General features: G+C 67.6%; 21 protein-coding genes. 4 read left to right on the top strand and 17 right to left on the bottom strand.

The genetic code is table 11. From position 1 onward, the window contains the following. Positions 1 to 11: 11 nt before the first annotated feature. From ftsA to coq7, 15 genes are all read right to left on the bottom strand, one after another. Positions 12 to 1244: a cell division protein FtsA gene (gene ftsA / locus BM115_RS20845; RefSeq protein WP_092298565.1), complete on the bottom strand. Its 1233-nt coding sequence runs from the start codon at positions 1242 to 1244 to the stop codon at positions 12 to 14. Further along, positions 1241 to 2140: a cell division protein FtsQ/DivIB gene (locus tag BM115_RS20840; RefSeq protein ID WP_092298562.1), complete on the bottom strand. Its 900-nt coding sequence runs from the start codon at positions 2138 to 2140 to the stop codon at positions 1241 to 1243. Before BM115_RS20840 ends, ftsA begins: the two co-directional genes overlap by 4 nt. 41 nt (positions 2141 to 2181) lie before the next feature. Beyond that, a complete protein-coding gene (locus tag BM115_RS20835; RefSeq protein WP_092298559.1) occupies positions 2182 to 3162 on the bottom strand; it encodes a D-alanine--D-alanine ligase in 981 nt (326 codons plus the stop codon). Continuing rightward, positions 3159 to 4592: a UDP-N-acetylmuramate--L-alanine ligase gene (gene murC, locus BM115_RS20830; protein WP_092298556.1), complete on the bottom strand. Its 1434-nt coding sequence runs from the start codon at positions 4590 to 4592 to the stop codon at positions 3159 to 3161. Before murC ends, BM115_RS20835 begins: the two co-directional genes overlap by 4 nt. A 13-nt stretch (positions 4593 to 4605) precedes the next feature. Further along, on the bottom strand, positions 4606 to 5676 hold the full coding sequence (gene murG, locus BM115_RS20825; protein WP_092298553.1) for an undecaprenyldiphospho-muramoylpentapeptide beta-N-acetylglucosaminyltransferase: 1071 nt from the start codon (positions 5674 to 5676) through the stop codon (positions 4606 to 4608). Next, positions 5673 to 6914, bottom strand: a complete 1242-nt coding sequence (gene ftsW / locus BM115_RS20820; RefSeq protein ID WP_092298550.1) for a putative lipid II flippase FtsW — start codon at positions 6912 to 6914, stop codon at positions 5673 to 5675. Before ftsW ends, murG begins: the two co-directional genes overlap by 4 nt. Beyond that, entirely contained in the window at positions 6911 to 8452 is a 1542-nt protein-coding gene (gene murD, locus BM115_RS20815; RefSeq protein WP_092298547.1) for a UDP-N-acetylmuramoyl-L-alanine--D-glutamate ligase, read from the bottom strand. Before murD ends, ftsW begins: the two co-directional genes overlap by 4 nt. Before the next feature lie 38 nt (positions 8453 to 8490). Then, entirely contained in the window at positions 8491 to 9660 is a 1170-nt protein-coding gene (gene mraY, locus BM115_RS20810) for a phospho-N-acetylmuramoyl-pentapeptide-transferase (RefSeq protein ID WP_092298544.1), read from the bottom strand. Positions 9661 to 9673: 13 nt separating this feature from the next. Continuing rightward, positions 9674 to 11074 (bottom strand): UDP-N-acetylmuramoyl-tripeptide--D-alanyl-D-alanine ligase, encoded by a 1401-nt coding sequence (gene murF / locus BM115_RS20805; RefSeq protein ID WP_092298541.1) that lies wholly within the window; start codon positions 11072 to 11074, stop codon positions 9674 to 9676. Then, positions 11071 to 12618 (bottom strand): UDP-N-acetylmuramoyl-L-alanyl-D-glutamate--2,6-diaminopimelate ligase, encoded by a 1548-nt coding sequence (locus tag BM115_RS20800; RefSeq protein ID WP_092298969.1) that lies wholly within the window; start codon positions 12616 to 12618, stop codon positions 11071 to 11073. The genes murF and BM115_RS20800 overlap by 4 nt, the downstream gene beginning before the upstream one ends. Further along, entirely contained in the window at positions 12615 to 14432 is a 1818-nt protein-coding gene (locus BM115_RS20795; protein ID WP_092298538.1) for a peptidoglycan D,D-transpeptidase FtsI family protein, read from the bottom strand. The genes BM115_RS20800 and BM115_RS20795 overlap by 4 nt, the downstream gene beginning before the upstream one ends. Beyond that, a complete protein-coding gene (ftsL, locus tag BM115_RS20790; RefSeq protein ID WP_092298535.1) occupies positions 14429 to 14761 on the bottom strand; it encodes a cell division protein FtsL in 333 nt (110 codons plus the stop codon). The genes BM115_RS20795 and ftsL overlap by 4 nt, the downstream gene beginning before the upstream one ends. Then, positions 14758 to 15738: a 16S rRNA (cytosine(1402)-N(4))-methyltransferase RsmH gene (gene rsmH, locus BM115_RS20785; protein WP_092298532.1), complete on the bottom strand. Its 981-nt coding sequence runs from the start codon at positions 15736 to 15738 to the stop codon at positions 14758 to 14760. The genes ftsL and rsmH overlap by 4 nt, the downstream gene beginning before the upstream one ends. A gap of 7 nt (positions 15739 to 15745) precedes the next feature. Further along, positions 15746 to 16174: a division/cell wall cluster transcriptional repressor MraZ gene (gene mraZ, locus BM115_RS20780; RefSeq protein WP_092298529.1), complete on the bottom strand. Its 429-nt coding sequence runs from the start codon at positions 16172 to 16174 to the stop codon at positions 15746 to 15748. Between the two features lie 449 nt (positions 16175 to 16623). Next, positions 16624 to 17247: a 2-polyprenyl-3-methyl-6-methoxy-1,4-benzoquinone monooxygenase gene (coq7, locus tag BM115_RS20775; protein ID WP_092298526.1), complete on the bottom strand. Its 624-nt coding sequence runs from the start codon at positions 17245 to 17247 to the stop codon at positions 16624 to 16626. 400 nt (positions 17248 to 17647) lie between these two features. On the opposite strand from coq7, the gene BM115_RS20770 reads away from it, so the two are divergent. The 4 genes from BM115_RS20770 to BM115_RS20755 all read left to right on the top strand — a co-directional run bounded on the left by BM115_RS20770 (position 17648) and on the right by BM115_RS20755 (position 21093). Beyond that, positions 17648 to 18832, top strand: a complete 1185-nt coding sequence (locus tag BM115_RS20770; RefSeq protein WP_092298524.1) for a porin — start codon at positions 17648 to 17650, stop codon at positions 18830 to 18832. Positions 18833 to 19005: 173 nt separating this feature from the next. Further along, positions 19006 to 20013: a tripartite tricarboxylate transporter substrate binding protein gene (locus BM115_RS20765; RefSeq protein WP_092298522.1), complete on the top strand. Its 1008-nt coding sequence runs from the start codon at positions 19006 to 19008 to the stop codon at positions 20011 to 20013. A 93-nt stretch (positions 20014 to 20106) separates the two neighbouring features. Beyond that, positions 20107 to 20619 (top strand): MarR family winged helix-turn-helix transcriptional regulator, encoded by a 513-nt coding sequence (locus BM115_RS20760; RefSeq protein ID WP_092298520.1) that lies wholly within the window; start codon positions 20107 to 20109, stop codon positions 20617 to 20619. Positions 20620 to 20625: 6 nt separating this feature from the next. Next, the gene (locus tag BM115_RS20755) at positions 20626 to 21093 is read left to right on the top strand and encodes a hypothetical protein (RefSeq protein WP_092298518.1); all 468 of its coding nucleotides are present in this window, start codon (positions 20626 to 20628) and stop codon (positions 21091 to 21093) included. Between the two features lie 36 nt (positions 21094 to 21129). On the opposite strand, the gene BM115_RS20750 is transcribed toward BM115_RS20755, so the two are convergent. Both BM115_RS20750 and BM115_RS20745 read right to left on the bottom strand, forming a co-directional pair. After that, positions 21130 to 22812 carry a long-chain fatty acid--CoA ligase gene (locus BM115_RS20750; RefSeq protein WP_092298515.1) on the bottom strand — a complete coding sequence of 561 codons (1683 nt, stop codon included), beginning with the start codon at positions 22810 to 22812 and terminating at the stop codon, positions 21130 to 21132. A gap of 172 nt (positions 22813 to 22984) precedes the next feature. Further along, positions 22985 to 23650 (bottom strand): TetR/AcrR family transcriptional regulator, encoded by a 666-nt coding sequence (locus BM115_RS20745; RefSeq protein WP_092298513.1) that lies wholly within the window; start codon positions 23648 to 23650, stop codon positions 22985 to 22987. Positions 23651 to 23691 lie beyond the last annotated feature (41 nt).

Below are 23691 nucleotides of genomic sequence, written 5' to 3'. Positions count from 1 at the left end.
CACGTCCAGCGTCAGAAGTTGCCGACAAACCATTCCTTCATGCGCGTCCACACCTGCTTCACCGAGCCGCTCTGCACGGCCACCTTGCGGCCACGCATGCGCTGCACCCGGCCTTCCAGCAGCAGGCCCATCACCGTGGAGTAGCGCGGGCTCTTCACCACCTCGTGCAGGTTGCCGCGATACTCGGGCACACCCACGCGCACCGGCTTCAGGAAGATGTCCTCGCCCAGCTCCACCATGCCCGGCATCATCGCCGTGCCGCCGGTGATCACCACGCCGGACGACAGCAGTTCCTCGTAGCCGGACTCGCGCACCACCTGGTGCACCAGCGAATACAGTTCCTCGATGCGCGGCTCGATCACGGCCGCCAGCGCCTGACGGCTCAGCGTGCGCGTGCCTCGGTCGCCCACGCCCGGCACCTCGATCATGTCGTCCGGGTCGGCAATCGCCTGCTTGGCAATGCCGTACTGGATCTTGATGTCCTCGGCGTCCGGCGTCGGCGTGCGCAGCGCCATCGCAATATCGTTGGTGATCTGGTCCCCGGCGATCGGGATCACGGCCGTATGCCGGATCGCGCCCTCGCTGAAGATGGCGATGTCCGTGGTGCCGCCGCCAATGTCGACCAGCACCACGCCCAGTTCCTTCTCGTCCTCCGTCAGCACGGCCAGGCTCGACGCCAGCGGCTGCAGGATCAGGTCATGCACTTCCAGCCCGCAGCGGCGCACGCACTTGACGATGTTCTGCGCCGCGCTGACCGCGCCCGTGACGATATGGACCTTGACCTCCAGGCGGATGCCGCTCATGCCGATGGGCTCGCGCACGTCCTCCTGGCCGTCGATGATGAATTCCTGCGTCAGGATGTGCAGGATCTGCTGATCGGTCGGGATATTGACCGCCTTGGCGGTCTCGATCACCCGGGCCACGTCCGTCTGCGTGACCTCCTTGTCCTTGATGGCCACCATCCCGCTCGAATTGAAGCTGCGGATATGGCTGCCGGCAATGCCGGTGAAGACCTCGGCGATCTTGCAGTCGGCCATCAGCTCGGCCTCCTCCAGCGCGCGCTGGATCGACTGCACGGTGGCCTCGATATTGACCACGACCCCCTTCTTCAGACCCTTGGACTCGGACTGGCCCATCCCGATCACTTCGTAGCTGCCGTCGGGGCGCAGTTCCGCGACCACCGCCGCCACCTTCGAGGTGCCGATGTCGAGACCGACCAGTAAGTCCTTGTATTCCTTGCTCATCGGGTTTTCTCCGCGTTCTTGCTCTTGAGTCGCGTCGGATTGTTATTGGGATTGCCTGCCGGCACCGTTGCCGGGGCCGGTCCTGCGGAGGCCTTGGCCGCCGCCTTGGCTGCCGCGGCAGCCTGGGCGTCGGTCAGGAACCTGACGTTGGCCGCGCGGATCGCGAAGCCGTTGGGGTAGCGCAGGTCGGCGTAGTCCACCTGCTTGCCCACCTGCTCGGTCACCTGCGGCCAGGCGGCCACGAAGCGCTTGACCCGCGCCTCCATGGCTGCCCGATCCTCATCGGTCTGCTCACGACCCAGCTCGATCACCATGCCGTTCGACAGCCGCGTCCGCCACGCATAGCGCGACGACAGCGCCACCGACAGGGGCTCGGCCTTCAGCGGCTTGAACCATTGCCGCATGACTTCCAGCTTCTCGACCACATCGGCCTCGCTGTCCGGCGGCCCGTCGAGCGCCAGCAGCTGGGCATCTTCCTCGGCCTCGGCGGTGTTGGCGACGAACACCTCGCCATAGGTATTGAGGAGCCGGCCGCTTTCCGGGCTGCCCCAGGTACCCAGCGCCTCGTGCTCCTCCACCTCCACCGCCAGCCCGTTCGGCCATTCGCGGCGGACGCTCGCGTGCCGCACCCAGGGCACCGATTCGAACGCCTGACGCGCCGTGTTCAGGTCCAACGTAAAGAAATTGCCAGACAGCTTGCCCAGCGCGTTGGCGCGCACGCTCGGCCCATTCACGTGGCGCAGCGCCTGGCCGTCCATCGCGTGCAGCTCCACATGGGTGATGGCGAACACCGGCCGCTGGGCCAGCCACAGCAGGCCCGCCCCGAGCGCCATCAGCGCCACCAGTGCGTAGAGCACGGAGGCGATCAGGTTGAGGAGGCGCGCGTTATGCCACATGGGTCGGGTTCAGGAGCTGTGTTTTCGTCGAATTACGGTTATCAGGGCTTCCAGTGCTCGTTCGGATGCAGGTCCAGCGTGGCCTGCGCCACCACCTGGATCACGAAGTCCTCATAGCTGATGCCCACCGCGCGCGCCGCCATCGGCACCAGCGAGTGGCCGGTCATGCCGGGGGACGTGTTCATTTCCAGCAGGTAGGGCTTGCCGTCGCGGGTCAGCATTACGTCGGCGCGGGCCCAGCCACGGCAGCCGAGCACACGGAACGCTTCCACGGCCAGGGCGCGCACCTCGTTCTCGAGCGCCTCAGGCAAGGTCGAGGGGCACAGATATTGGGTAACGTCAGTAAAGTACTTATTTTGATAGTCGTAGTTCGACTCGGGCGCAACAATCTTGATGACCGGCAGCGCTTCGGCGGTCGCGCCCTCGCCCACGATGGGGCAAGTCAACTCCGCGCCGTCGATAAAACTCTCGGCCAGCACGTCGTCATCCAGCACCGCCGCCTTCTCGAAAGCCTCGCGCATCTGGCTGGTATCCGTGACCTTGGTCAGGCCGATCGACGACCCTTCGCGGGCCGGCTTGACGATCAGCGGCAGGCCGAGATCCGCCACCACGGCGTTGAAATCGGTATCGGGGCGCAGCACCGCAAAGCGCGGCGTGGGCAGGCCGTGGGACATCCAGAGCCGCTTGGTAGCCGGCTTGTCCATGGCCAGCGCGGACGCCAGCACGCCACTGCCGGTGTACGGAATGCCCAGCATCTCGAGCATGCCCTGAATCGTGCCGTCCTCGCCGTAGCGGCCATGCAGCGCGATAAAGACGCGGTCGAAGCCGGCGGCAGCCAGTTCGGCCACCGGTTGCAGGGCCGGGTCGAACGGGTGGGCATCCACGCCGCGCGCGCGCAGCGCCGCCAGCACGCCGTTGCCGGACATCAGCGACACCTCGCGTTCGGCCGAACGGCCGCCCAGCAGCACGCCAACCTTGCCCAGCGATTTCGGGTCGATATTGGGATGGGCGACGAAGCTCATGCCTGGCCTCCTGCCGGACTAACTTGGGTAACTTGTTGCGATACGAGCTGGCCGGGCACCGTGCCGATCGTGCCGGCGCCCATGGTCACGACCACGTCGCCCGGCTGGACGGCGGTCAGGATGGCCTGCGGCATGTCCTCGATCTGCTCGACGAAGACCGGCTCCACCTTGTTGGCCACGCGCAGCGCGCGGGTCATCGCCCGGCCGTCGGCAGCCACGATGGGCGACTCGCCGGCGGCGTAGACCTCGGCCAGCAGCAGCGCGTCCACGGTGCCGAGCACCTTCACGAAATCTTCGAAACAGTCGCGCGTCCGCGTGAAGCGGTGCGGCTGGAACGCCAGCACAAGGCGGCGGCCCGGGAAGGCCCCGCGCGCGGCGGCCAGCGTGGCGGCCATCTCCACCGGGTGGTGACCGTAGTCGTCCACCAGCGTGAAGGTGCCCTGCCCGTCGGCCGTGGCCACCTCGCCATAGCGCTGGAAGCGGCGGCCCACGCCGTGGAACTCGCGCAGCGCCTTGACGATGGCGGCGTCCGGCACCTCCAGCTCGGTGGCGATGGCGATGGCGGCCAGCGCGTTCTGCACGTTGTGCAGGCCGGGGAGGTTCAGCACCACGTCGAGCGGCGGCTCGGCATGGCCGTTGAGCTGCCGATGGACCGTGAAATGCATCTGGCCGTCCACCGGGCGGGCGTTGACCGCGCGGATCTGGGCGTCTTCGGCAAAGCCGTAGCGCACCACCGGCTTCGAGACGAACGGCAGGATCTCGCGCACATTCGGGTCATCGACGCACAGCACCGCGATGCCGTAGAACGGCAGCCGCTGGGTGAACTCCACGAACGCCTGCTTGAGCCGGGCGAAATCGTGCCCGTAGGTGTCCATGTGGTCCGCATCGATGTTGGTGATGACTTCCATCACCGGGAACAGGTTCAGGAACGAGGCGTCCGACTCGTCCGCCTCGGCCACGATGAAATCGCCCGTGCCCAGCCGCGCGTTGGCGCCCGCCGAGTTCAGCCGGCCGCCGATCACGAAGGTCGGGTCGAGCCCGCCCTCGGCCAGCACCGACGCCACGAGGCTCGTGGTGGTGGTCTTGCCGTGCGTGCCGGCAATGGCGATGCCCTGCTTCAGGCGCATCAGTTCGGCCAGCATGATCGCGCGCGGCACCACGGGGATGCGGCGCGCCCGGGCGGCCAGCACCTCGGGGTTGTCATTGGTGACCGCCGTGGAGACCACGACGGCATTGGCGCCTTCCACATGGCCGGCGTCGTGGCCATGGAAGACGCGCGCGCCCAGCGTGGCCAGCCGCCGCGTGGCGGCGTTGCTGCCCACGTCCGAGCCCGAGACCTTGTAGCCCAGGTTCAGCAGGACCTCGGCGATACCGCTCATGCCGGCGCCCCCGATGCCTACGAAGTGGATGTTTTTGACGATGTGCTTCATTGATTCGTATAGGTCAGTGGCCCGCCATCTCTTGGCAAATCTCGGCGACGCGCCGGGTTGCCTCAGGTTTGGCCAGGCCGCGCGCCAGGCGCGCCATGTCTTTCAGTTGTGGCCGCGACAGGCTGGCCAGCGTCTGCGCCAGCCCCTCCGCGGTCAATGCGTTCTGTTGCACCAGCAACGCGGCGCCCTGCTTCGACAGGAACTTCGCGTTGGTGGTCTGGTGGTCGTCCACCGCGTGCGGAAACGGCACGAACAGGGCCGCCACACCGGCGGCGGCCACTTCGGAAACCGTCATCGCGCCCGCGCGGCAGATGACCAGATCGGCGTCGGCATAGGCCGCCGCCATGTCGTCGATGAACGGCACGGTGTCGCCCGCCACGCCGGCTGCGGCGTAGTTGGCGCGCAATATGTCGATCTGCTTGGCGCCGGCCTGATGCCGCACCACCGGGCGCTGGCCCTCGGGCAGCAGCGCGATGGCCTTCGGCACCACGTCGTTCAGCGCCGCCGCGCCCAGGCTGCCGCCCACCACCAGCACCCGCAGCGGGCCGGTGCGATGGTCGTAGCGCGCCTCGGGCGCCGGCAGGCTCGCCAGTTCCTCGCGCACCGGGTTGCCGGTCCACTCGCTGTTCGGCAGCGCGTCCGGGAACGCGCAGAGCACCCGGTCGGCCACCTTGGCCAGCACCTTGTTGGTCAGGCCGGCAATCGAGTTCTGCTCGTGCAGCACCAGCGGGCGGCCCAGCAGCGATGCCATCATCCCGGCCGGGAAGGTGATGTAGCCACCCATGCCCAGCACCACGTCCGGGCGCACCCGGCGCAACGCGCCGATGCTCTGCCAGAACGCGCGCAGCAGGTTCAGCGGCAGCAGCAGCTTGGTGATCAGCCCCTTGCCGCGCAGCCCGCCGAACTGGATGAATTCCATCGGGATATCGTGCTTCGGCACCAGCGTGGCTTCCATGCCGGTACGGTTGCCGAGCCAGACCACGCGCCAGCCGGCGTCGCGCAGCGCGTGCGCGACCGCCAGCCCCGGGAACACGTGGCCCCCGGTGCCGCCAGCCATCACGAGCAGCGTGCGCGGATCGCTCATACCTTCCCTCCGCGCATCAAGACCCGATTCTCGTAGTCGATCCGCAACACGATCGCCAGCCCGATGCAGTTCATCAGGATGCCCGAGCCGCCATAGCTGACCAGCGGCAGCGTCAGCCCCTTGGTCGGCAGCAGGCCCAGGTTCACGCCCATGTTGATGAAGGTCTGCCAGCCGAGCCACACGCCGATGCCCTTGGCGACCAGCCCGGCGAAGGTCCGGTCGAGCTGGAGCGCCGTGCGGCCGATGTCGAAGGCGCGGCGCACGAGCCAGTAGAACAGCACGATCATCACCAGCACGCCGATAAAGCCGAATTCCTCGCCGATCACGGCCAGGATGAAGTCGGTATGCGCTTCGGGCAGGTAGTGCAGCTTCTCGATGCTGCCGCCCAGGCCCACCCCGGTCCACTCGCCCCGGCCGAACGCGATCAGCGAGTGCGTGAGCTGGTACGCCTTGCCCAGCGCGTTGCTCTCTTCCCACGGGCTCAGATAGGCAAAAATCCGCTCGCGGCGCCATGGCGAGGCCGTGATCAGCAGCGCGAACGCGCCGATCGCCACCCCGACCAGCCCGGCGAACAGCTTGCCGTTGATGCCGCCGAGGAACAGGATGCCCATCGCCACGGCCGCGATCACCAGGAACGCGCCCATGTCCGGCTCGAGCAGCAGCAGCATGCCCACCAGCACCACGGCCACGCCCATCGGCAGGAAGCCCTTGGACACGGTCTGCATCCATTCCTGCTTGCGCACGGTGTAGTTGGCCGCGTACAGCACCACGGCCAGCTTCATCAGCTCCGACGGCTGGAAATTCATCACGCCGAGCGGAATCCAGCGCCGCGCGCCGTTCACGCCCTTGCCGACGAACGGCACCAGCACGAGCACCAGCAGCACCAGCGCGATGATGAACAGCTTGGGCGCGTATTTATCCCAGACCTTGACCGGTATCTGGAACGCCACCAGCCCCGCCGACAGCCCGATGAACAGCGCGAACGCGTGGCGCACCAGGAAGTGGCTCTCGCGGTAGTTGGCGTAGCGCGGCGAGTCAGGCAGCGCGATGGACGCCGAGTAGACCATCACCAGCCCGAGCGTCAGCAGCACGATGGCCACCCAGAGCAGCGGCTGGTCGTACTCCATCATGCGGGAGCGCGTGGGCTTGACGCCGGACACGGCGTCGCGCAGCCCACCCCAGGCATTGCCGATGGTGGCGCCGATGAAACCGCTGCGCTTGACCTGCGAGTCGCTCATGGCAGGATCCCCCGGGACAGGGCCAGTTCTTCCACCGCGCCACGGAACACCTCGGCGCGATGCACGTAGTTGCGGAACATGTCGAGACTGGCGCACGCGGGCGAGAGCAGCACCACGTCGCCGTTCTCGGCCAGATGGGACGATTTCTCGACCGCTTCCTCGAGCGTGGCGGCGTCCACCAGCTGCGTGCCGGTGTCAGCCAGCGCGGCGCGCAGCTCGCCGGCGTCCTTGCCGATCAGCACCACGGCGCGCGCGTACTGCGCCACCGGCTGCGCCAGCGGCGAGAAATCCTGGCCCTTGCCTTCGCCGCCGGCGATCAGGACCACGCGCTTGTCCAGCCCGGACAGCGCGGCCACCGTGGCGCCCACGTTGGTGCCCTTGCTGTCGTCGAAATACTCGACCTCGTCGATCGTCGCCACCCATTCCACGCGGTGCGGCTCGCCGCGATACTCGCGCAGGCCGTGCAGCAGCGCGTTCATCGGCAGGTCGATGGCACGGCACAGCGCCAGCGCGGCCATGGCGTTGGTGGCGTTGTGCATGCCGCGGATGTGCAGCGCGTCGGCCGGCATCAGGCGCTTGTGGCGCACCGGCACGGCTTCCTCGACGACCTGCGCCCCCTTGCGGCGGCGCGGCTTCGGCTCGGCGTCGGCCTCGGTGTCCGGTTCGGCCAGCACCAGCCAGGGCATGCCGCCCTCGCGCAGCACGCCGTAGCTGCCAGCCGTCTCGGGCAGATCGGTGCCGAAGGTGACCAGCGGCGCACCCGAAGTGACGAGCGCCGTACCGGCGCGCGCCATGGCCATCGTCATGGGGTCATTGCGGTTCAACACCTGCACGCACGCCTTGTCGGCCGGCCCGAAGATGCGCGCCTTGGATGCGGCATAGGCTTCCATGCTGCCGTGCCAGTCGAGGTGGTCTTGCGAGATGTTGAGCACGGTGGCCGCGTGCGGCGCCAGCGTGTGGGTGGTTTCCAGCTGGAAGCTCGACAGTTCGAGCACCCAGACGTCCGGCAGCGTGGCGCTGGCGATGCAGGCCGACAGCTTGTCCAGCGCGGACGGGCTGATATTGCCCGCCACGGCCACGGTCTTGCCGGCGCGCTCGACCAACCTTCCGGTCAGCGCCGTGGTGGTGGTCTTGCCGTTCGTGCCGGTGATGGCCAGCACGCGCGGCGCGTAGCCGGACACGCCTTCCAGATAGCCGAGCGCCTGGGCGAACAATTCGATCTCGCCCCAGACCGGGATGCCGCGCGCGGCGGCGGCGTCGAGCACGGCCTTCGTGCCCGCTTCCAGCGGCGAAAGGCCCGGGCTGATCGCCACGAGGCCGATGTCGTCCAGCAGGCCATCCACGTTCGCGGCAAACGGACCGGCAACAAATTCGGCCGTGGTCAGCTCGGCCTGCAGGAAGGCCAGGTTGGCGGGCGCCTCGCGTGTGTCGGCCACGCGCACGCGGCAGCCGTTCAGGCCGCACCAGCGTGACATGGCCAGCCCCGACTCGCCGAGGCCCAGTACCAGCACATGAGGTTTCTGCAACACGCCAAACACTTCGATTTCCCGCCTTACTAATTAGAGAGTGGATCCGGTCAACGCAGCTTCAGCGTCGACAGCCCGATCAGCACCAGCAGCATCGTGATAATCCAGAACCGCACGGTGACCTGCGTTTCCTTCCAGCCGCTCAGCTCGAAATGGTGGTGCAGCGGCGCCATGCGGAACAGCCGCCGGCCCTCGCCGTATCGGCGCTTGGTGAACTTGAACCAGGTCACCTGGAGCATCACCGACACCGTTTCCACCACGAAGATGCCGCCCATCACGAACAGCACGATTTCCTGCCGCACGATCACGGCGATGGTGCCGAGCGCGCCGCCCAGCGCCAGCGCGCCCACGTCGCCCATGAACACCTTGGCCGGATGCGCGTTGAACCAGAGGAACGCCAGCCCCGCCCCGGCCATCGCCGAGCAGAAGATCAGCAGCTCGCCGGCGCCCGGGATGTGCGGGAACAGCAGGTACTTGCTGTAGACCGTGTTACCCATCACGTAGGCAAACACGCCCAGGCCACCGCCCACCAGCACCACCGGCATGATCACCAGGCCGTCGAGGCCATCGGTCAGGTTCACGGCGTTGCTCGAGCCGACGATCACGAGGTAGGTCAGCACGATGAAGCCCATCACGCCCAGCGGGTAGCTCACTTCCTTGAAGAAGGGCACGATCAGGTTGGTCTTGTACGGCACATCGGCCCACATGCCACCCTCGATCCAGCTCAGGAACAGGCTCCACACGCGCACATTGCTGGCCTCGGAAACCGAGAACGCCAGGTAGACCGCCGCCACCAGCCCGATCAGCGTCTGCCAGAAGAACTTCTCGCGGCTGGACATGCCGCGCGGGTCGCGATACACCACCTTGCGGTAGTCATCGACCCAGCCGATGGCGCCGTAGCCCACCGTTACCAGCAGCACCACCCAGATGAAGCGGTTGCCCCAGTCGCACCAGAGCAGCGTGGAAATGCCGATCGAGAGCAGCACCAGCACCCCGCCCATGGTCGGCGTGCCCGACTTCACGAGGTGGGTCTGCGGGCCGATCGTGCGCACGGCCTGGCCGATCTTCAGTTCGGTCAGGCGACGGATTACCCACGGCCCGAAGCCGAGGCCGATCACCAGCGCGGTGAGGTTGGCCGCCACCGCGCGGAAAGTCAGGTAGTTGACGACCCGCAGGAAGCTGTAATCGTTTTGCAGCCACTGGGCCAGAGCCAATAACATCGTGTGTCTTCAGTTAGTGAGCGGAAGGTGTTGCGACCAGCGCATCGACCATCCGTTCCATGCGCATGAAGCGCGATCCCTTCACCAGCACGGCCGATGCCCCGGCTACCGTGCCCTCCTTGTCTTCGCCCAGCGCCTGCGCCAGGTCTTCCGCCTTGTCGAAATGGCGGCCCGCCGGCCCGTAGGCCTGCACCGCGTGCGTCGCCAGCTGGCCCGTGGCCCAGAGCGCCTCGATGCCGCGCGTGCGCGCGTAGTCGCCAATTTCGGTATGGAACGCCGGGCCCTGGTTGCCGACTTCGCCCATGTCGCCCAGCACCAGCAGGCGCGGCGCGGCAAACCCGGCCAGCACGTCGATGGCGGCGCGCATGGAGTCCGGATTGGCGTTGTAGGTGTCGTCGATCAGGACCGTGCCGGCCGCCGTGTGCTTGACCTGGAGGCGGCCCTTCACGGCCGTGAAACCGGCGATGCCAGCCTGGATGGCGGCCACGTCCACGCCCGCCGCCAGCGCGCAGGCCGTGGCGGCCAGCGCGTTGCGCACGTTATGGGCGCCCAGCAGTTGCAGGCGCAGGTCGAACGTCTGGCCGGGCGCGGTCACATGGAGCACCTGCACGCCGTCATCGAGCGACACCGTGGCGCGCACGTCGGCCGACGCATCGGTCCCGAACGCCATCACGCGCCGTCCGGCAGCCGCCTGGCGCCAGATCTGCGCATGCGCCCCGCCGCTCTCGGCATCCACCGGGAACACGGCCACGCCATCGGCCGGCAGCGCGGCCAGCGCGCTGGCGTGCTCGTGCGCCACCGCCTCCACGCTGACCATGAACTCCTGGTGCTCGCGCTGGGCGTTGGTGATGACGGCCACGGTCGGCTGGGCGATACCGGCCAGATAGACCGTCTCGCCCGGATGGTTCATGCCGAGTTCCAGCACCGCCAGCTTGTGGTAAGCGCGCAGGCGCAACACCGTCAGCGGCAGGCCGATGTCGTTGTTCAGATTGCCCCCCGTGGCCAGCCGGTCCGGCTCGCCCACGGCGGCGGCGAAGATCGCCGCGATCATTTCCTTGACCGTGGTCTTGCCGTTGCTGCCGGTCACGGCCACCGTGGGCAGCGTGAACTGGCGGCGCCAGCCGGCGCCGAGTTCACCCAGGCCGATGCGCGTGTCCGGGACCACGATGGCCGGCACATCGAGGCCGGTCTCGCGGCTCACCAGCACGGCAGCCGCGCCACGCGCGACCACATCGGCCAGGAAATCATGGGCGTCGAAGCGCTCGCCCTGGAGCGCGACGAACAGGTCGCCGGGCGCCACGGTACGGCTGTCGGTATGCACGCGCGTGAACGTGCGCGAGGCATCACCCACCACGCGGGCGCCGGCCATCCAGCCGGCGGCTTGCTGCAAATTGGTCATCGTGGTCTGGTTCATGCCGACACCCCCCGCGTACCCAGCGTCAGGCGTACGTGCTCGCGATCGGAGAACGGGCGCTTCTTGCCCTGGATCTCCTGCGTGGCCTCGTGGCCCTTGCCGGCCACCAGCACCACATCGGCCGTGGCCGCGTGCTTGATGGCATAGAGGATGGCGGCGGCGCGATCCTCGACCAGCCGGGCGCGGGCACGGTCCTGCATGCCGTCGGCGATGGCTTCGAGGATGTCGCGCGGATCTTCGCTGCGCGGGTTGTCGCTGGTCAGGATGATGTCGTCGGCAAGACGCTCGGCCACGCCGCCCATCAGCGGGCGCTTGGTGGCATCGCGGTCGCCACCGCAGCCGAATACGCACCAGAGCCGGCCCTGACGGGCCTGCGCCACCGGGCGCAGCGCGGCCAGTGTCTGCGCGAGCGCGTCCGGCGTGTGGGCGTAGTCGACCACGGCCAGCGGGGCGTCCTGCCCGCCGAACAGCTCCATGCGGCCATCCACCGGCGTCAGGCTGCGCAGCGCGGCGAGCGCGGCATCCCACGCCACGCCCTGCGCCAGCGCGGCACCGAGCACGGCCAGCAGGTTGCTGACATTGAAATTGCCGATCATCGGCGTGGTCACGTCGGCGCTGCCGAAGCTGCCGTCGACGTGGAAGGCGGTGCCGCTGGCCGTGGCGCGCACGCCGGTGGCGCGCAGCCACTGGCCACGGGCGGCCGAGGCGCCGGCGGCGCCGTCGATCCCATATTCGATCACCTGCGGCGCGGCCACGGCAGCGGCGTTGCTGGCCAGCAGGCGGCGGCCCATCGCGTCATCGCGGTTGATCACGGCGGCGCGCAGGCCCTCCCACTGGAACAGGCTCGCCTTGGCGGCCTCGTACTCGGCCATGGTGCCGTGGTAGTCCAGGTGGTCCTGCGTCAGGTTGGTCAGCACGGCCACGGCAAACCCGGTGCCGGCCACGCGGCCCTGTTCCAGGCCGTGCGACGACACCTCCATGGCGATGGCGCGCGCGCCGGCGTCGTGGAGGTCGGCCAGGCTGGCCTGAAGCTGGACGGCGTCCGGCGTGGTGAAGCCGGTGGCCTGCAGGGCATCGGGGAAGCCAGTGCCGAGCGTGCCGATGGTCGCGCAACGCGTGCCAGTGGCCTGCAGCAGGCGGGCCAGCCATTGCGCACACGAGGTTTTGCCGTTGGTCCCGGTGATGCCGGTCACGGTCAGGCCGCGCGCGGCCACGCCATGCCAGCCGGCGGCAATCGGGCCGGCCAGTTCGTGCAATTGGGAGACGGCCAGATGCGGCACGGCATCGCCATGCGTCCAGGCGTAGCGATCGGCTTCATAGACGATGGCCGACGCGCCGGCGGCGATAGCCTTGTCGATATGGGGCCGGCCGTCCGTGGCCAGCCGTTCGTTACCGAGCACGTAGGCGAAGAACACATCGCCGGGCTGCAGGCGGCGCGTATCGCCGGTGAGGCGGGCCGTGGCGGGTGCGTGCGTACGCAGCCAGGCCAGCGCGTTGCTGGCCTGGGCGGAGACTTCGAGGGGGAGCAGCGGCTTGGCCGTCATGGCGTCGTGGCCCATGGCTCGCTCTCCTGCACCTTGTCCGTCACCATTAGCTGGCGGATCGGCGAATCGGGCTGCACGTTCAGCGCCCGCAATGCCCCGCCGGTGATCGCCGCGAAGACCGGACCGGCCACCGCGCCGCCGTAGTGGCTGCCGACGGTCGGCTCGTCCACGCTGACCGCCACGATCACGCGCGGGTTGGACATCGGCGCCAGGCCGATGAACGACGCGCGGTACTTGCTGCGGTCGTAGCCGCGGCCCACGTGCTTGTATGCCGTGCCGGTCTTGCCGCCCACGCGATAGCCCATCACCTGGGCTTCGGGCGCGGTGCCGCCCGGCGCGGTCACGGTTTCCAGCATGCCGCGCACGTCGCGCGCCACCTGCGGCTTGAGGATGCGCTCGCCGGTCGCCGGGCCGTTGGTCTTGAAGATCGATACCGGGATCAGCTCGCCGTCATGGGCGAAGATCGTGTAGGCGTGCGCCACCTGGAACAGCGACACCGACAGGCCGTAGCCGTACGACATCGTCGCCTGTTCGATCGGGCGCCAGCTCTTCCAGGGCCGCACGCGGCCGGCCACGGCGCCCGGGAAGCCGATCTTCGGCGCCTGCCCCAGGCCGAGGCTGGTATACATATCCCACATTTCCTGCGGCTTCATCAGCATCGCGATCTTGGTCGTGCCGATGTTGCTCGACTTCTGGATCACGCCCGACACCGTCAGCGCGCCGTAGTTGTGGGTGTCGCTAATCGTGGCGCCCTCGAACTGGTACTTGCCCGTGGTGGTCACCACCGTGGACGGCGTGACGCGGCCCAGCTGCAGCGCCAGCCCGATCGAGATCGGCTTCATCATCGAGCCGGGCTCGAAGGTATCGGTCAGCACCCGGTTGCGCAGCTGCTCGCCGGAGAGGCGGGTGCGGTCGTTCGGGTTGTAGGTCGGCCAGTTGGCCAGCGCCAGCACCTCGCCGGTCTGGGCGTCGAGCACCACGGCGCTGGCCGCCTTGGCCTTGCTGCGCTCGGCCACGGCCTTGACCTCGTTGTAGGCCAGGTACTGGATCTTGGCGTCAATGGACAACTGCATGTCCTCGCCGTCGCGCGGGGTCTTGAGGATGCCGACGTCCTCCACCACCCGGCCGAGCCGGTCCTTGATGACCTGGCGCGCGCCCGAGCGGCCGGCCAGCACGCCTTCGCGCGCCAGTTCCACGCCTTCCTGGCCCTTGTCCTCGACGTTGGTGAAGCCGACGATGTGCGCCATCGCCTCGCCTTCCGGGTAGAACCGCTTGTACTCGCGCGTCTGGTGCACGCCCTCGATCTTGAGCGCGGCGATCTTGTCGGCGGCGTCGGGCAGCACCTGCCGCTTCAGGTAGACGAAGCTCTTGTCCTCGGACAGCTTGGCCTTGAGTTCCTTCTCGGACATCTCCAGCAGCTTCGCCAGCTGGCGGATGCGCTGCGGCTCGATGTCGCTGGAGACGTCCTCGGGCACAGCCCAGATCGCCTTGACCGGCAGGCTGGTGGCCAGCACCAGCCCGTTGCGGTCCAGGATCTTGCCGCGCGTGGCGGGCAGCTCGAGCGTGCGCTGGAAGCGCTTCTTGCCCTCGGCCTCATAGAACTGGTTGCCGGGGCCCTGGATCCACAGCGCGCGGGCGGCCAGCGCGGCGAACGCCGCGAACATCAGGAACACCACCAGCTTGGAGCGCCACATCGGCAGGCGCAGGCCCAGCACCGGGCTGGCCGAGAACTGGCCGGTACGCGGGCGTGCGGCGCCACCAGCCGCCTGGCGGCCAGTGCGGGCGCGGTTTAGCGAGGGGCGGGCCATGCTCATTTGGCGGCTCCCCCGGCGGCGGGTTTTTCGGCCGGTTGCTCGGCATCCGGCGGCGTGTTGGGTAGCACCACGCCCTGCAGGTATTGGGTACGGCCGGCCAGCGCCGGCGCCATCTTGAGCTGGGTGCGCGCGGCATCGGCAATGCGCGCGCTCTTGCCGAGCGCGCTCTGCTGGTACTGCAGGCGCGACCAGTCGATATCGAGCTGCTTCTCCTCGGACTGCGCGCGCTCCAGCGCCACGAACAGCGTGCGTGCCTGGTGCTGCGCGCTGACCAGGGACAGCGCGCAGAGCAGGAGGGCAGCCAGGAGGAAGAAGGTGAGGCGATTCATGCCGGGCGGGCCTCCGGCAGCTTTTCGGCCACGCGCATCACGGCGGAGCGGGCGCGCGGGTTCTCGGCCACCTCATCGGCGCCGGGCTTGAAGCGGCCCAGCAGCTTGAGCGTAGGCTGCGGCAGGTCGGCGGCGCGCAGCGGCGCGCGGCGCAGCGCGGGATCGGCGTCCTGCTGCGGACGCGCGTGCGCCTGCATGAACCGCTTGACGATGCGGTCCTCGAGCGAATGGAAACTGATCACCACGAGGCGGCCCCCCACCTGCAACAGCTCGTAAGCCGCCTTCAGCCCGGCCTCGAGGTCCGCAAGCTCTTGATTGATGTGAATCCGTAGAGCTTGAAAGGTGCGGGTCGCAGGGTCCTGACCCTTCTCGCGTGTTTTGACGGCTTTCGCCACGAGCGCGGCAAGGTCTGAAGTAGTGGCGAGTGCTCCGCCATCGCCGGGTTCGCTCCGGCGAGCAACAATCGCCTTTGCAATCTGTACAGCAAACCGTTCTTCCCCATAGTCTCGTATCACCCTGGCAATGTCTTGCTCGTCCGCCTGTGCAAGCCACTCGGCGGCAGTCATGCCGCGCGTGGTGTCCATGCGCATGTCCAGCGGGCCCTCGAAACGAAAGGAAAACCCCCTCGCCGCCTCGTCGATCTGGGGCGAGCTGATTCCCAGGTCGAGCAGCACGCCAGCCAGCGGACCACGGTCGGCCAGCCGCCCGGCCATGTCGCCAAAGCTCGCGTGCTCAATGGAGAAGCGGGCATCCCCGATGGTGCCCGCTTCTGCGATTGCTGCCGGATCCTTGTCGAACGCGACGAGGGTGCCGGCTGGCCCCAGCCGGGCCAGGATCGCCCGGCTGTGCCCGCCCCTGCCGAACGTGCCGTCCACGTAGGCGCCGTCGGGCCGCCAGACGAGCGCCTCGACGGCCTCGTCCAGCAACACGGTGCGATGGCGCAGGGTGGTGGACCCCGGCGTTCCGGTAGGGCTCATGACCTCTTCAGAAAGAGAAATTCTTCAATGCGTCCGGCATGCCTTGTGCCATCGCCTGCGATTCCTTCGCGGCGTAGGTGGCGGCGTCCCAGACTTCGAAATGGCTGCCCATACCGAGCAGCATGACTTCCTTGTCGAGCATGGCGGCACTGCGCAGCTCCGGTGCAATCAGCACGCGGCCCGCGCCATCCATTTCCACGTCGGCGGCGTTGCCCAGGAAGATCCGCTTCCACCAGTGCGCATCCATCGGCAGCGCCGCGATACGGCTACGGAAGGTCTCCCACTCGGGGCGGGGAAAGAGCAACAGGCATCCATCCGGGTGCTTGGTCAGCGTCACCCGGCCTTCGGCCTGCTGTTGCAGCGCTTCGCGGTGCCTGGCCGGAATCGACATCCGACCCTTGGCATCGAGCGACAGCGCCGATGCTCCCTGAAACAAGCTATGCCCCCCGGTTGCCGACGGCTTACGCGCCGTGCGGCAGGTCGAACCATCCTGTCCGGTCTGTTCAAATCATCGCAGACGCAGGCCGCTTTATCACACAAAAATACACTTCCTCACACTATTTCCCACTTTAGAGGAAGCGGTATAGCGGGTCAAGGCTCGCCATCGGGCGAAAAACGGTGTTTTTTGAATCAGAACAAAGACTTAGCGCGTTGACTTCACGCACCACGAAAGTGAATCCTTAATGAAATGAAGATCTTAGGGAGCAAAGCAGAGAAACCACCTGAGAACTGCCGAGGGAGGGACGGCCGACAACGCTGGGCGAATTCCGTTCCGCGTTGTCGCGAAGGATACAACGTTTTGCCGCGAGCCCCGATTGCACAAGGGCTCACGGGACTTTTCCACAGGTCGGGCGGGCAGCCGATCCGGCTGGCCGCCGGTGGGAATCAGATGCGGTAGGCGGTGGTGGTCATCACGCGCGAGGCGGCACGCATCAGCGCGCGTACCGGGGCGGGCAGCGGCAGGCCGCCGGCGTCGCGCGCGGCATCGCCGTGGCGGATCTCGTCGTCGCGCATCTGTTCGAGGATGGCGCGGCTGCGGCCATCGGCGGGCGGCAGCTGGTCGAGGTGGCCGGTCAGGTGATGCTCGACCTGGCGCTCGGTCTCGGCGACGAAGCCCAGGCTCACGCGGTCACCGGCGCGGCCGGCCAGGAAGCCGATGGCGAACGCGCCCGCGTACCAGACCGGGTTCAGCAGGCTCGGCCGCGAGCCGAGTTCGCGCAGTCGCTCGGCACACCAGGCGAGGTGGTCTTCCTCCTCGCGCGCGGCGGCATCCATCTGCGCCCGCACCGGCGCGGTGCGCGCCGTGATCTTCTGCGCCTGGTACAGGGCCTGGGCGCAGACCTCGCCGACATGGTTGATGCGCATCAGCCCGGCCACATGGCGGCGTGCATCCGCGCTCAGTTCATCCGTCTCCGGCGCCAGGCGGTCAGCCGGGTTCGGCCGGCCGGCCCGGGTCGCGCCCGCGATGGCGCGCAGCGCCACGTCGAATTCTCGGATCAGCGTATCCATGTCTGCGATGTCTTGTCGATTTCGGTCAATCAGTGATGCGTCAAGCTTCAAGCACCCGTTTGAGCGGCATTTCACGCGGCCGATCCGATCCCCCACCAACGGGGGAGGCCGGGGCCGGCAGCGCCTCGGGATTTCCCCGCATTGTACCCGGCGGCCATCCGCACGCCCCCGGCGGCAAGCCGCGAGCAGCCCGGAACGCTGCGCCTGGACTGGTTTTCCGTACCCAGAAACCCTGAGTTGTGAAAACAAGACAAGACGTTTACCTCAGGGTCAACAAAATGCGCGCTTTTGCTAGAGTGACCGACAGCTTCCATGGAAGTTAAGCGCAGAAGAGTGGAGAGAGGGCTCAGGAGGTTCTTCGGCGCTTCATCTAATAATTCTTAAGTGGAGATAACCCAGCATGAAAAAGTCGCTAATCGCGCTTGCCGCGATGGGCGCGTTTGCCAGCGCGGCAAACGCCCAGACGAGCGTGACGCTGTACGGCGTCGTGGACGTGCCGATCGAATATAACAACCACCTGGCACCGGGCTTCAATACCAATCCGGCGACGTGGGGCCCGAATGGCCGCCCGCCGTCACTGCCCGGTGGCGGCAGCCGCGTCGGCCTGCAGACCGGCGGCGGCCTGTCCGGCTCGCGTTGGGGCCTGCGTGGCACCGAAGACCTCGGTGGCGGCCTGAAGGCGCTGTTCGTGCTGGAATCCGGTTTTGGCCTCGACGATGGCCGCTCGCAGCAAGGCGGCCGCCTGTTCGGTCGTCAAGCCTACGTGGGTATGCAGAGCGACAAGCTCGGCCGTCTGACCTTCGGCCGCCAGTACACGACGATGTTCGACATGTTCGCGAACTTCTCGCCGACCGGCTACGCCACGATCTACGAACCGGTGGTGGCCCAGCTGGGTACCAACTTCCGTTCGGACAACACGGTCAAGTACACCGCCGTGCTCGGCCCCGTCACCGCTGAAGCGCACTGGAGCTTCGGCACCGGCGTGGCCGCCATCGGCCCCGTGCCGCTGGCCAACGCAGGGGCTGGCGAAGCCCCCGGCAACTTCAACAACAACGCGGGCGGCGGCGCCGGCCTGCTGTACCTCTCGGGCCCGTTCGGCCTGACGGTGGCCTATGACGAATGGCGTCCGGCCACCACGATCGGCTCGGCGGGCAAGTCGCGCAAGATCGGCACGGCCGGCAGCTACACATTCGGCCCGTTCAAGGCGATGGTGGGCTACCGCTACGGCATGATCGAGGACAACGCCGGCAACACGCTCCAGCGCGACGACTACTTCTGGGCTGGCCTGAACTACCAGGTCACTGCCCCGCTGGGTCTGACGCTTGCGTACTTCTACGACGATCTGAAGACGCTGCGCGCCTCGTCGGCATTCGTCCAGGACAACCCGGCCAACCCGTGGCAGGTCAGCTTCGTCGCCGACTACAACTTCTCGAAGCGCACCGACGTCTACCTGACGGCCGGCTACGCCAAGAACTCGGGCCTGAACTTCGATACCTCGGCCGTGAGCTTCGCCAACGGCTACTTCATGCAACAGGGCAAGAACAGCCAGATCGGCGTGGCACTGGGTATCCGCCACAAGTTCTGACCTGAAGCATCTGATTGGGGAGGAAAGGCGCCTGCGGGCGCCTTTTTTCGTTTCCGTGACACGCCCGGGCACAGTCGGTAAGGGCTTCACCTCATCCGCGAAGTGGCGCTGGCGAGACTAGAATGGCCCCGAGACCGGAAGACCAGACAGCCGGCCGCCAACAGGAGACCCTCATGCACCACCCCCGCCGGCGCGCCCTTGCGCTGCTGCTGTCCACCGCCCTGGCTTCCCTCGCCCTGCCCGCGTCCACCGCCTTTGCCGCCGATCCGTACCCGAACAAGCCGATCCGGCTCGTGGTGCCATTCCCGGCCGGCGGAACCACCGACATCCTCGCGCGCGCCGTGGCCGCCGAGCTGTCGAAGCTGCCCGGCTGGAACGTGGTGGTGGACAACAAACCCGGCGCGGGCGGCAATATCGGCACGGACATCGTCGCCAAGTCCGCCCCGGACGGCTACACCCTTCTGATGGGCACCGTCGGCACGCACGGCATCAACCAGTCGCTCTACGCCAAGCTGCCGTTCGATCCGATCAAGGATTTCGTGCCGATCACCGAGGTGGCGTCGGTGCCGAACGTGCTGGTGGTGAACCCGGCCTTCGCGCAGCAGAACAAGATCAACAGCGTCAATGACCTGATCGGCTATGCGCGCGCCAATCCGGGCAAGCTGAACATGGCGTCGAGCGGCAACGGCACGTCCATCCACCTGGCCGGCGAGCTGTTCAAGACCCAGACCAAGACGTTCATGGTCCACTTCCCGTACCGGGGCAGCGGCCCGGCGCTGACCGACCTGTCCGGCGGCACCATGCAGCTGATGTTCGATAACCTGCCTTCGTCGATGCAACTGATCAAGAGCGGCAAGCTGAAGGCACTGGCGGTGACCAGCGCCAAGCCCTCGCCGGCCCTGCCCGACCTGCCGACCGTGGCAGCCGCCGCCAAGCTGCCGAACTTCGAGGCCAGCTCGTGGTTTGGCCTGCTGGCGCCGGCGGGCACGCCGACCGACATCGTCCATCGCATTCAGCAGGAAGTGGCCAAGAGCCTGGCCACGCCGGCCGTGCGGGAGCGCATGCTGGCCCAGGGCGCCGATCCGGTCGGCAACACGCCGGAGCAGTTCGCGGCGTTCATCCGGGCCGAGACGGCCAAATGGGCGAAGGTGGTGAAGGACTCGGGCGCCAAGGTCGATTAAGGACGTCGATCCAGAACGCGGATCTCCGGGGCATTGCACCGGACCAGCGCATATACTTGAGGTATCAAACGTTTTGCCTGCCCTGGTATCGCAATGCCCACTTCGCCCACAGCCAACGCGGCGCCCCCGAGTGCCGACCTTGCGCCGGTAGATCTCGAGACCCGCGTCGGCGAGACCAGCCACGAGGCCTTGCGCCTCTGGCTGCGCCTGCTGACCTGCACCAACCTCGTGGAGGGCGACATCCGCTCGCGGTTGCGCCAGGAGTTCGCGGTGACGCTGCCGCGCTTCGACCTGATGTCCCAGCTCGACCGCCACCCCGAGGGCCTCAAGATGGGCGAGTTGTCCCGCCGGATGATGGTGACCGGCGGCAACGTTACCGGCATCACCGACCAGCTCCAGCAAGAGGGCCTGGTCACGCGCGAGGCGTTGCCCACGGACCGCCGCGCCTACCTGATCCGCCTGACCCCCGCCGGCCGCGAGGCATTCTCGCGCATGGCCCGCGCGCACGAGAGCTGGGTGGAACACCTGTTTTCCGGACTGGCCGAGACGGACCGCCGCGCGCTGTTCCGCCTGCTGGGCCGGCTAAAGACCAGCCTTGCCGGCTGAGATGCCATGAAAACCCTGTTCCGCCCGATCCTGACCCTCGCCACGGCCGCTGTGATGGCTGGCCTGTCTGGCTGTGCCCAGACGCCGCCAGCCGCCCCGCAGGTGGCGCCGATGAATGCCACGGTCAAGCTGGGCCGCGTGATCGAGCGAACGTACCTGACCCGTGTGGAGGTGCCCGATGGGGGCAGCTACCCGGGCTATGGCGTGGGCGTGGGGGCGGCTGGCGTGGGTGGAGGCGGCGGGCGCGGCGGCAGCGCCGTGGGGGTGGGATTTTCGATCGACCTGACGCAGCTGTTCAACCGCCGGCCGCCGCAGCAGATCGACCTGTTCCTGTACAAGGTGCAGGCCGCGGACGGGACCGTGGTGAACGTCAACGCGCCGGCGCTGGCCGGGCTGGACCCGGGCGCCTGCGCGCGGGTGATCTATCCGGACGGCGCGCCCCAGCCGCTGATCGCGCCCTCGAACGAGTGCTGAGGGCGCCCGGCTGATCGCAGCGGATTGCGACGCGGCTTAGGCCGCCTTGCGGCTGTCGCGCAGTTCGCGGCGCAGGATCTTGCCGACGTTGGTCTTGGGCAGCTCGGTGCGGAACTCGACGTACTTCGGCCGCTTGTAGCCGGTCAGCCGTTCCTTGCAGAACGCGATGACATCGGCCTCGGACAGCGCCGGGTCCTTCTTCACCACGAACAGCTTCACCACCTCGCCCGAATGCTGGTCCGGCACGCCGACAGCGGCCACTTCCAACACGCCCGGGCACTCCGCGACCACGCCTTCCACCTCGTTCGGATACACGTTGAAGCCCGACACCAGGATCATGTCCTTCTTGCGATCGACGATCTTGGTGTAGCCGCGCTCGTCCATGATGCCGATGTCGCCGGTCTTGAAGAAGCCGTCCGGCGTCATGACCTTGGCCGTCTCGTCCGGGCGATTCCAGTAGCCGGCCATCACCTGCGGGCCGCGCAGGCAGATCTCGCCCGGCTGGCCGAGCGGCAGTTCGTTGCCGTCGTCGTCGCGGATCGAGACCTCGGTGGAAGGCAGCGGCAGGCCGATGGTGCCCGAGAAGGTGTCCGTGTCCGTGGGGTTGCAGGTGGCCGACGGCGAGGTCTCCGACAGCCCGTAGCCCTCGATGACCGGGCAGCCGGTCTTGGCCAGCCAGTTCTTGGCCACCGCCTCCTGCACCGCCATGCCACCGCCGTTGGCCACGCGCAGGCCCGAGAAATCGACCTTGCCGATGTCCGGATTGTTCAGCAGCGCGTTGTAGAGCGTGTTCACCGCCGGGAACATGTTGAACTTGTACTTCTGGAGTTCCTTGACGAAGCCGGGGATGTCACGCGGATTCGGAATCAGGATGCTCAGGCCGCCGCTGCGCATGCCCAGCAGGCAGCAGACCGTCAGCGCGAAGATGTGATACAGCGGCAGCGCGGTGATCGTGATGACCTGGTCGATGGGCGCGCCCTTGGCCAGCGCGGGCTGCATCCAGGCTTCAGATTGCAACACGTTCGACACAATGTTCCGGTGCAGCAGCGTGGCGCCCTTCGAGATCCCCGTGGTGCCGCCCGTGTATTGCAGGAAGGCGATGTCGTCCGGGCCAGTGTCCACCGGCTTGAGCGTCATTTTGGCGCCCTCGGCCAGCACGTCGTTGAAGCGCACGCAGTGCGGCAGCTCCCAGGCCGGCACCATCTTCTTGACGTTGCGCACGACGAAATTGACCACGGCGCCCTTCACGGTGCCGAGCATATCGCCCATGCTGGCCACCACCACGTGCTTGACCGGCGTGGCCGGCAGCACGGCCTGGAGCGTGGCGGCAAAGTTTTCGAGGATGACGATGGCCTCGGCGCCGCTGTCCTTCAACTGGTGTTCCAGTTCACGCGGCGTGTAGAGCGGGTTGACGTTGACCACCACGTAGCCGGCGCGCAGCACGGCGGCCAGCACCACCGGGTACTGAAGCACGTTCGGCATCATGATGGCCACGCGTGCGCCGGGGCGCAGGCCGCGTGACTGGAGCCACGCCGCGAAGTGCGCGGACAGCTGGTCCAGCTCGCCATAGGTAATGGCGCGGTCCATGCAGATGAAGGCGCGACGGTCGGCGTAGGTACGGAACGATTCCTCGAGCAACTGGGCCAGCGAACGGAACTGACTGGCGTCGATCTCTGCCGGTACGCCCGCCGGATAATGTTTCAGCCACAGCTTTTCCATACCGTCTCCTGAATTTCTGAATGGTCGTTCGATTTTTTGGGAATGCTAAACGTGCACGCCTCGCCAGACAACACGTTAGACGAAGTCCTCCACCCACCGGAATCGTGAAATCGTGAATTATGCGCCACTCAGGGGTGGCGGCGAGGGAATACCCCTAGCTCCCCGCCTGGCCTCAGCTCGGCAGCACCAGCTTCATCATGTTGGACGCCAGTTCCTGGGCGAGGGTTTCCTCGTCCATGCGCCCGGGCTCGTGCCAGGTGTACATGAAGCCGATCACGCCGCCCATGGAATGCGCGGTCACGCGGGCATCCCCGAAGGCAAACACGCCGGTGGCGCGCCCTTCCTCGAGCAGCACGTAGAGGTCGCGGTAGAAGTCGCGCGCCATGGTGTTGAGCCACGCCACGGTGTCCGGCTTCAGGTACTGGTTGTCGCGGAAGCTCAGTGCCGCTGCCACGTGGCAGCGCACGCAGCGCCGCGCCATCTCCAGCAGGCAGGCGTGCAGGCGCTCGCGCACGGGCAGCGCCGGGTCGGCCGTCTCGCGGATCACCGGCAGGCAGGTCTGGGCCGACTCGCGGCACAGGATGTCGAAGATCTCGTACTTGTCGGCGAAGTAGTAATAGACCGCCGGCTTGGTGACGCCGAGCGCCCGGCACAGGTCGTTCATGGTCATGCCGGGGTAGCCCTTCGTATAGAAGAGCTGGGCGGCGGCATCCAGGATCTGGCGGCGGCGTGCTTCCTGGCGCTCGGCAACGTGCGAGCGCGCCGGACCGTCGTCGGCCAGCGTGGCGGCTTCATCGGCGCGCGGCACGGCGCCGGTTTTCCTGGAGGGGGGTGGCATAGGGCAATTTTCTCATGCGGCGCGCGCTCCACCATCGGGAA

The sequence above is a fragment of the Cupriavidus sp. OV096 genome (assembly GCF_900115455.1).
In the GTDB taxonomy this organism is placed as follows: domain Bacteria; phylum Pseudomonadota; class Gammaproteobacteria; order Burkholderiales; family Burkholderiaceae; genus Cupriavidus.
Note: the sequence above shows the minus strand (reverse complement) of the source record. Positions and strands in the feature narration are given on the sequence as shown.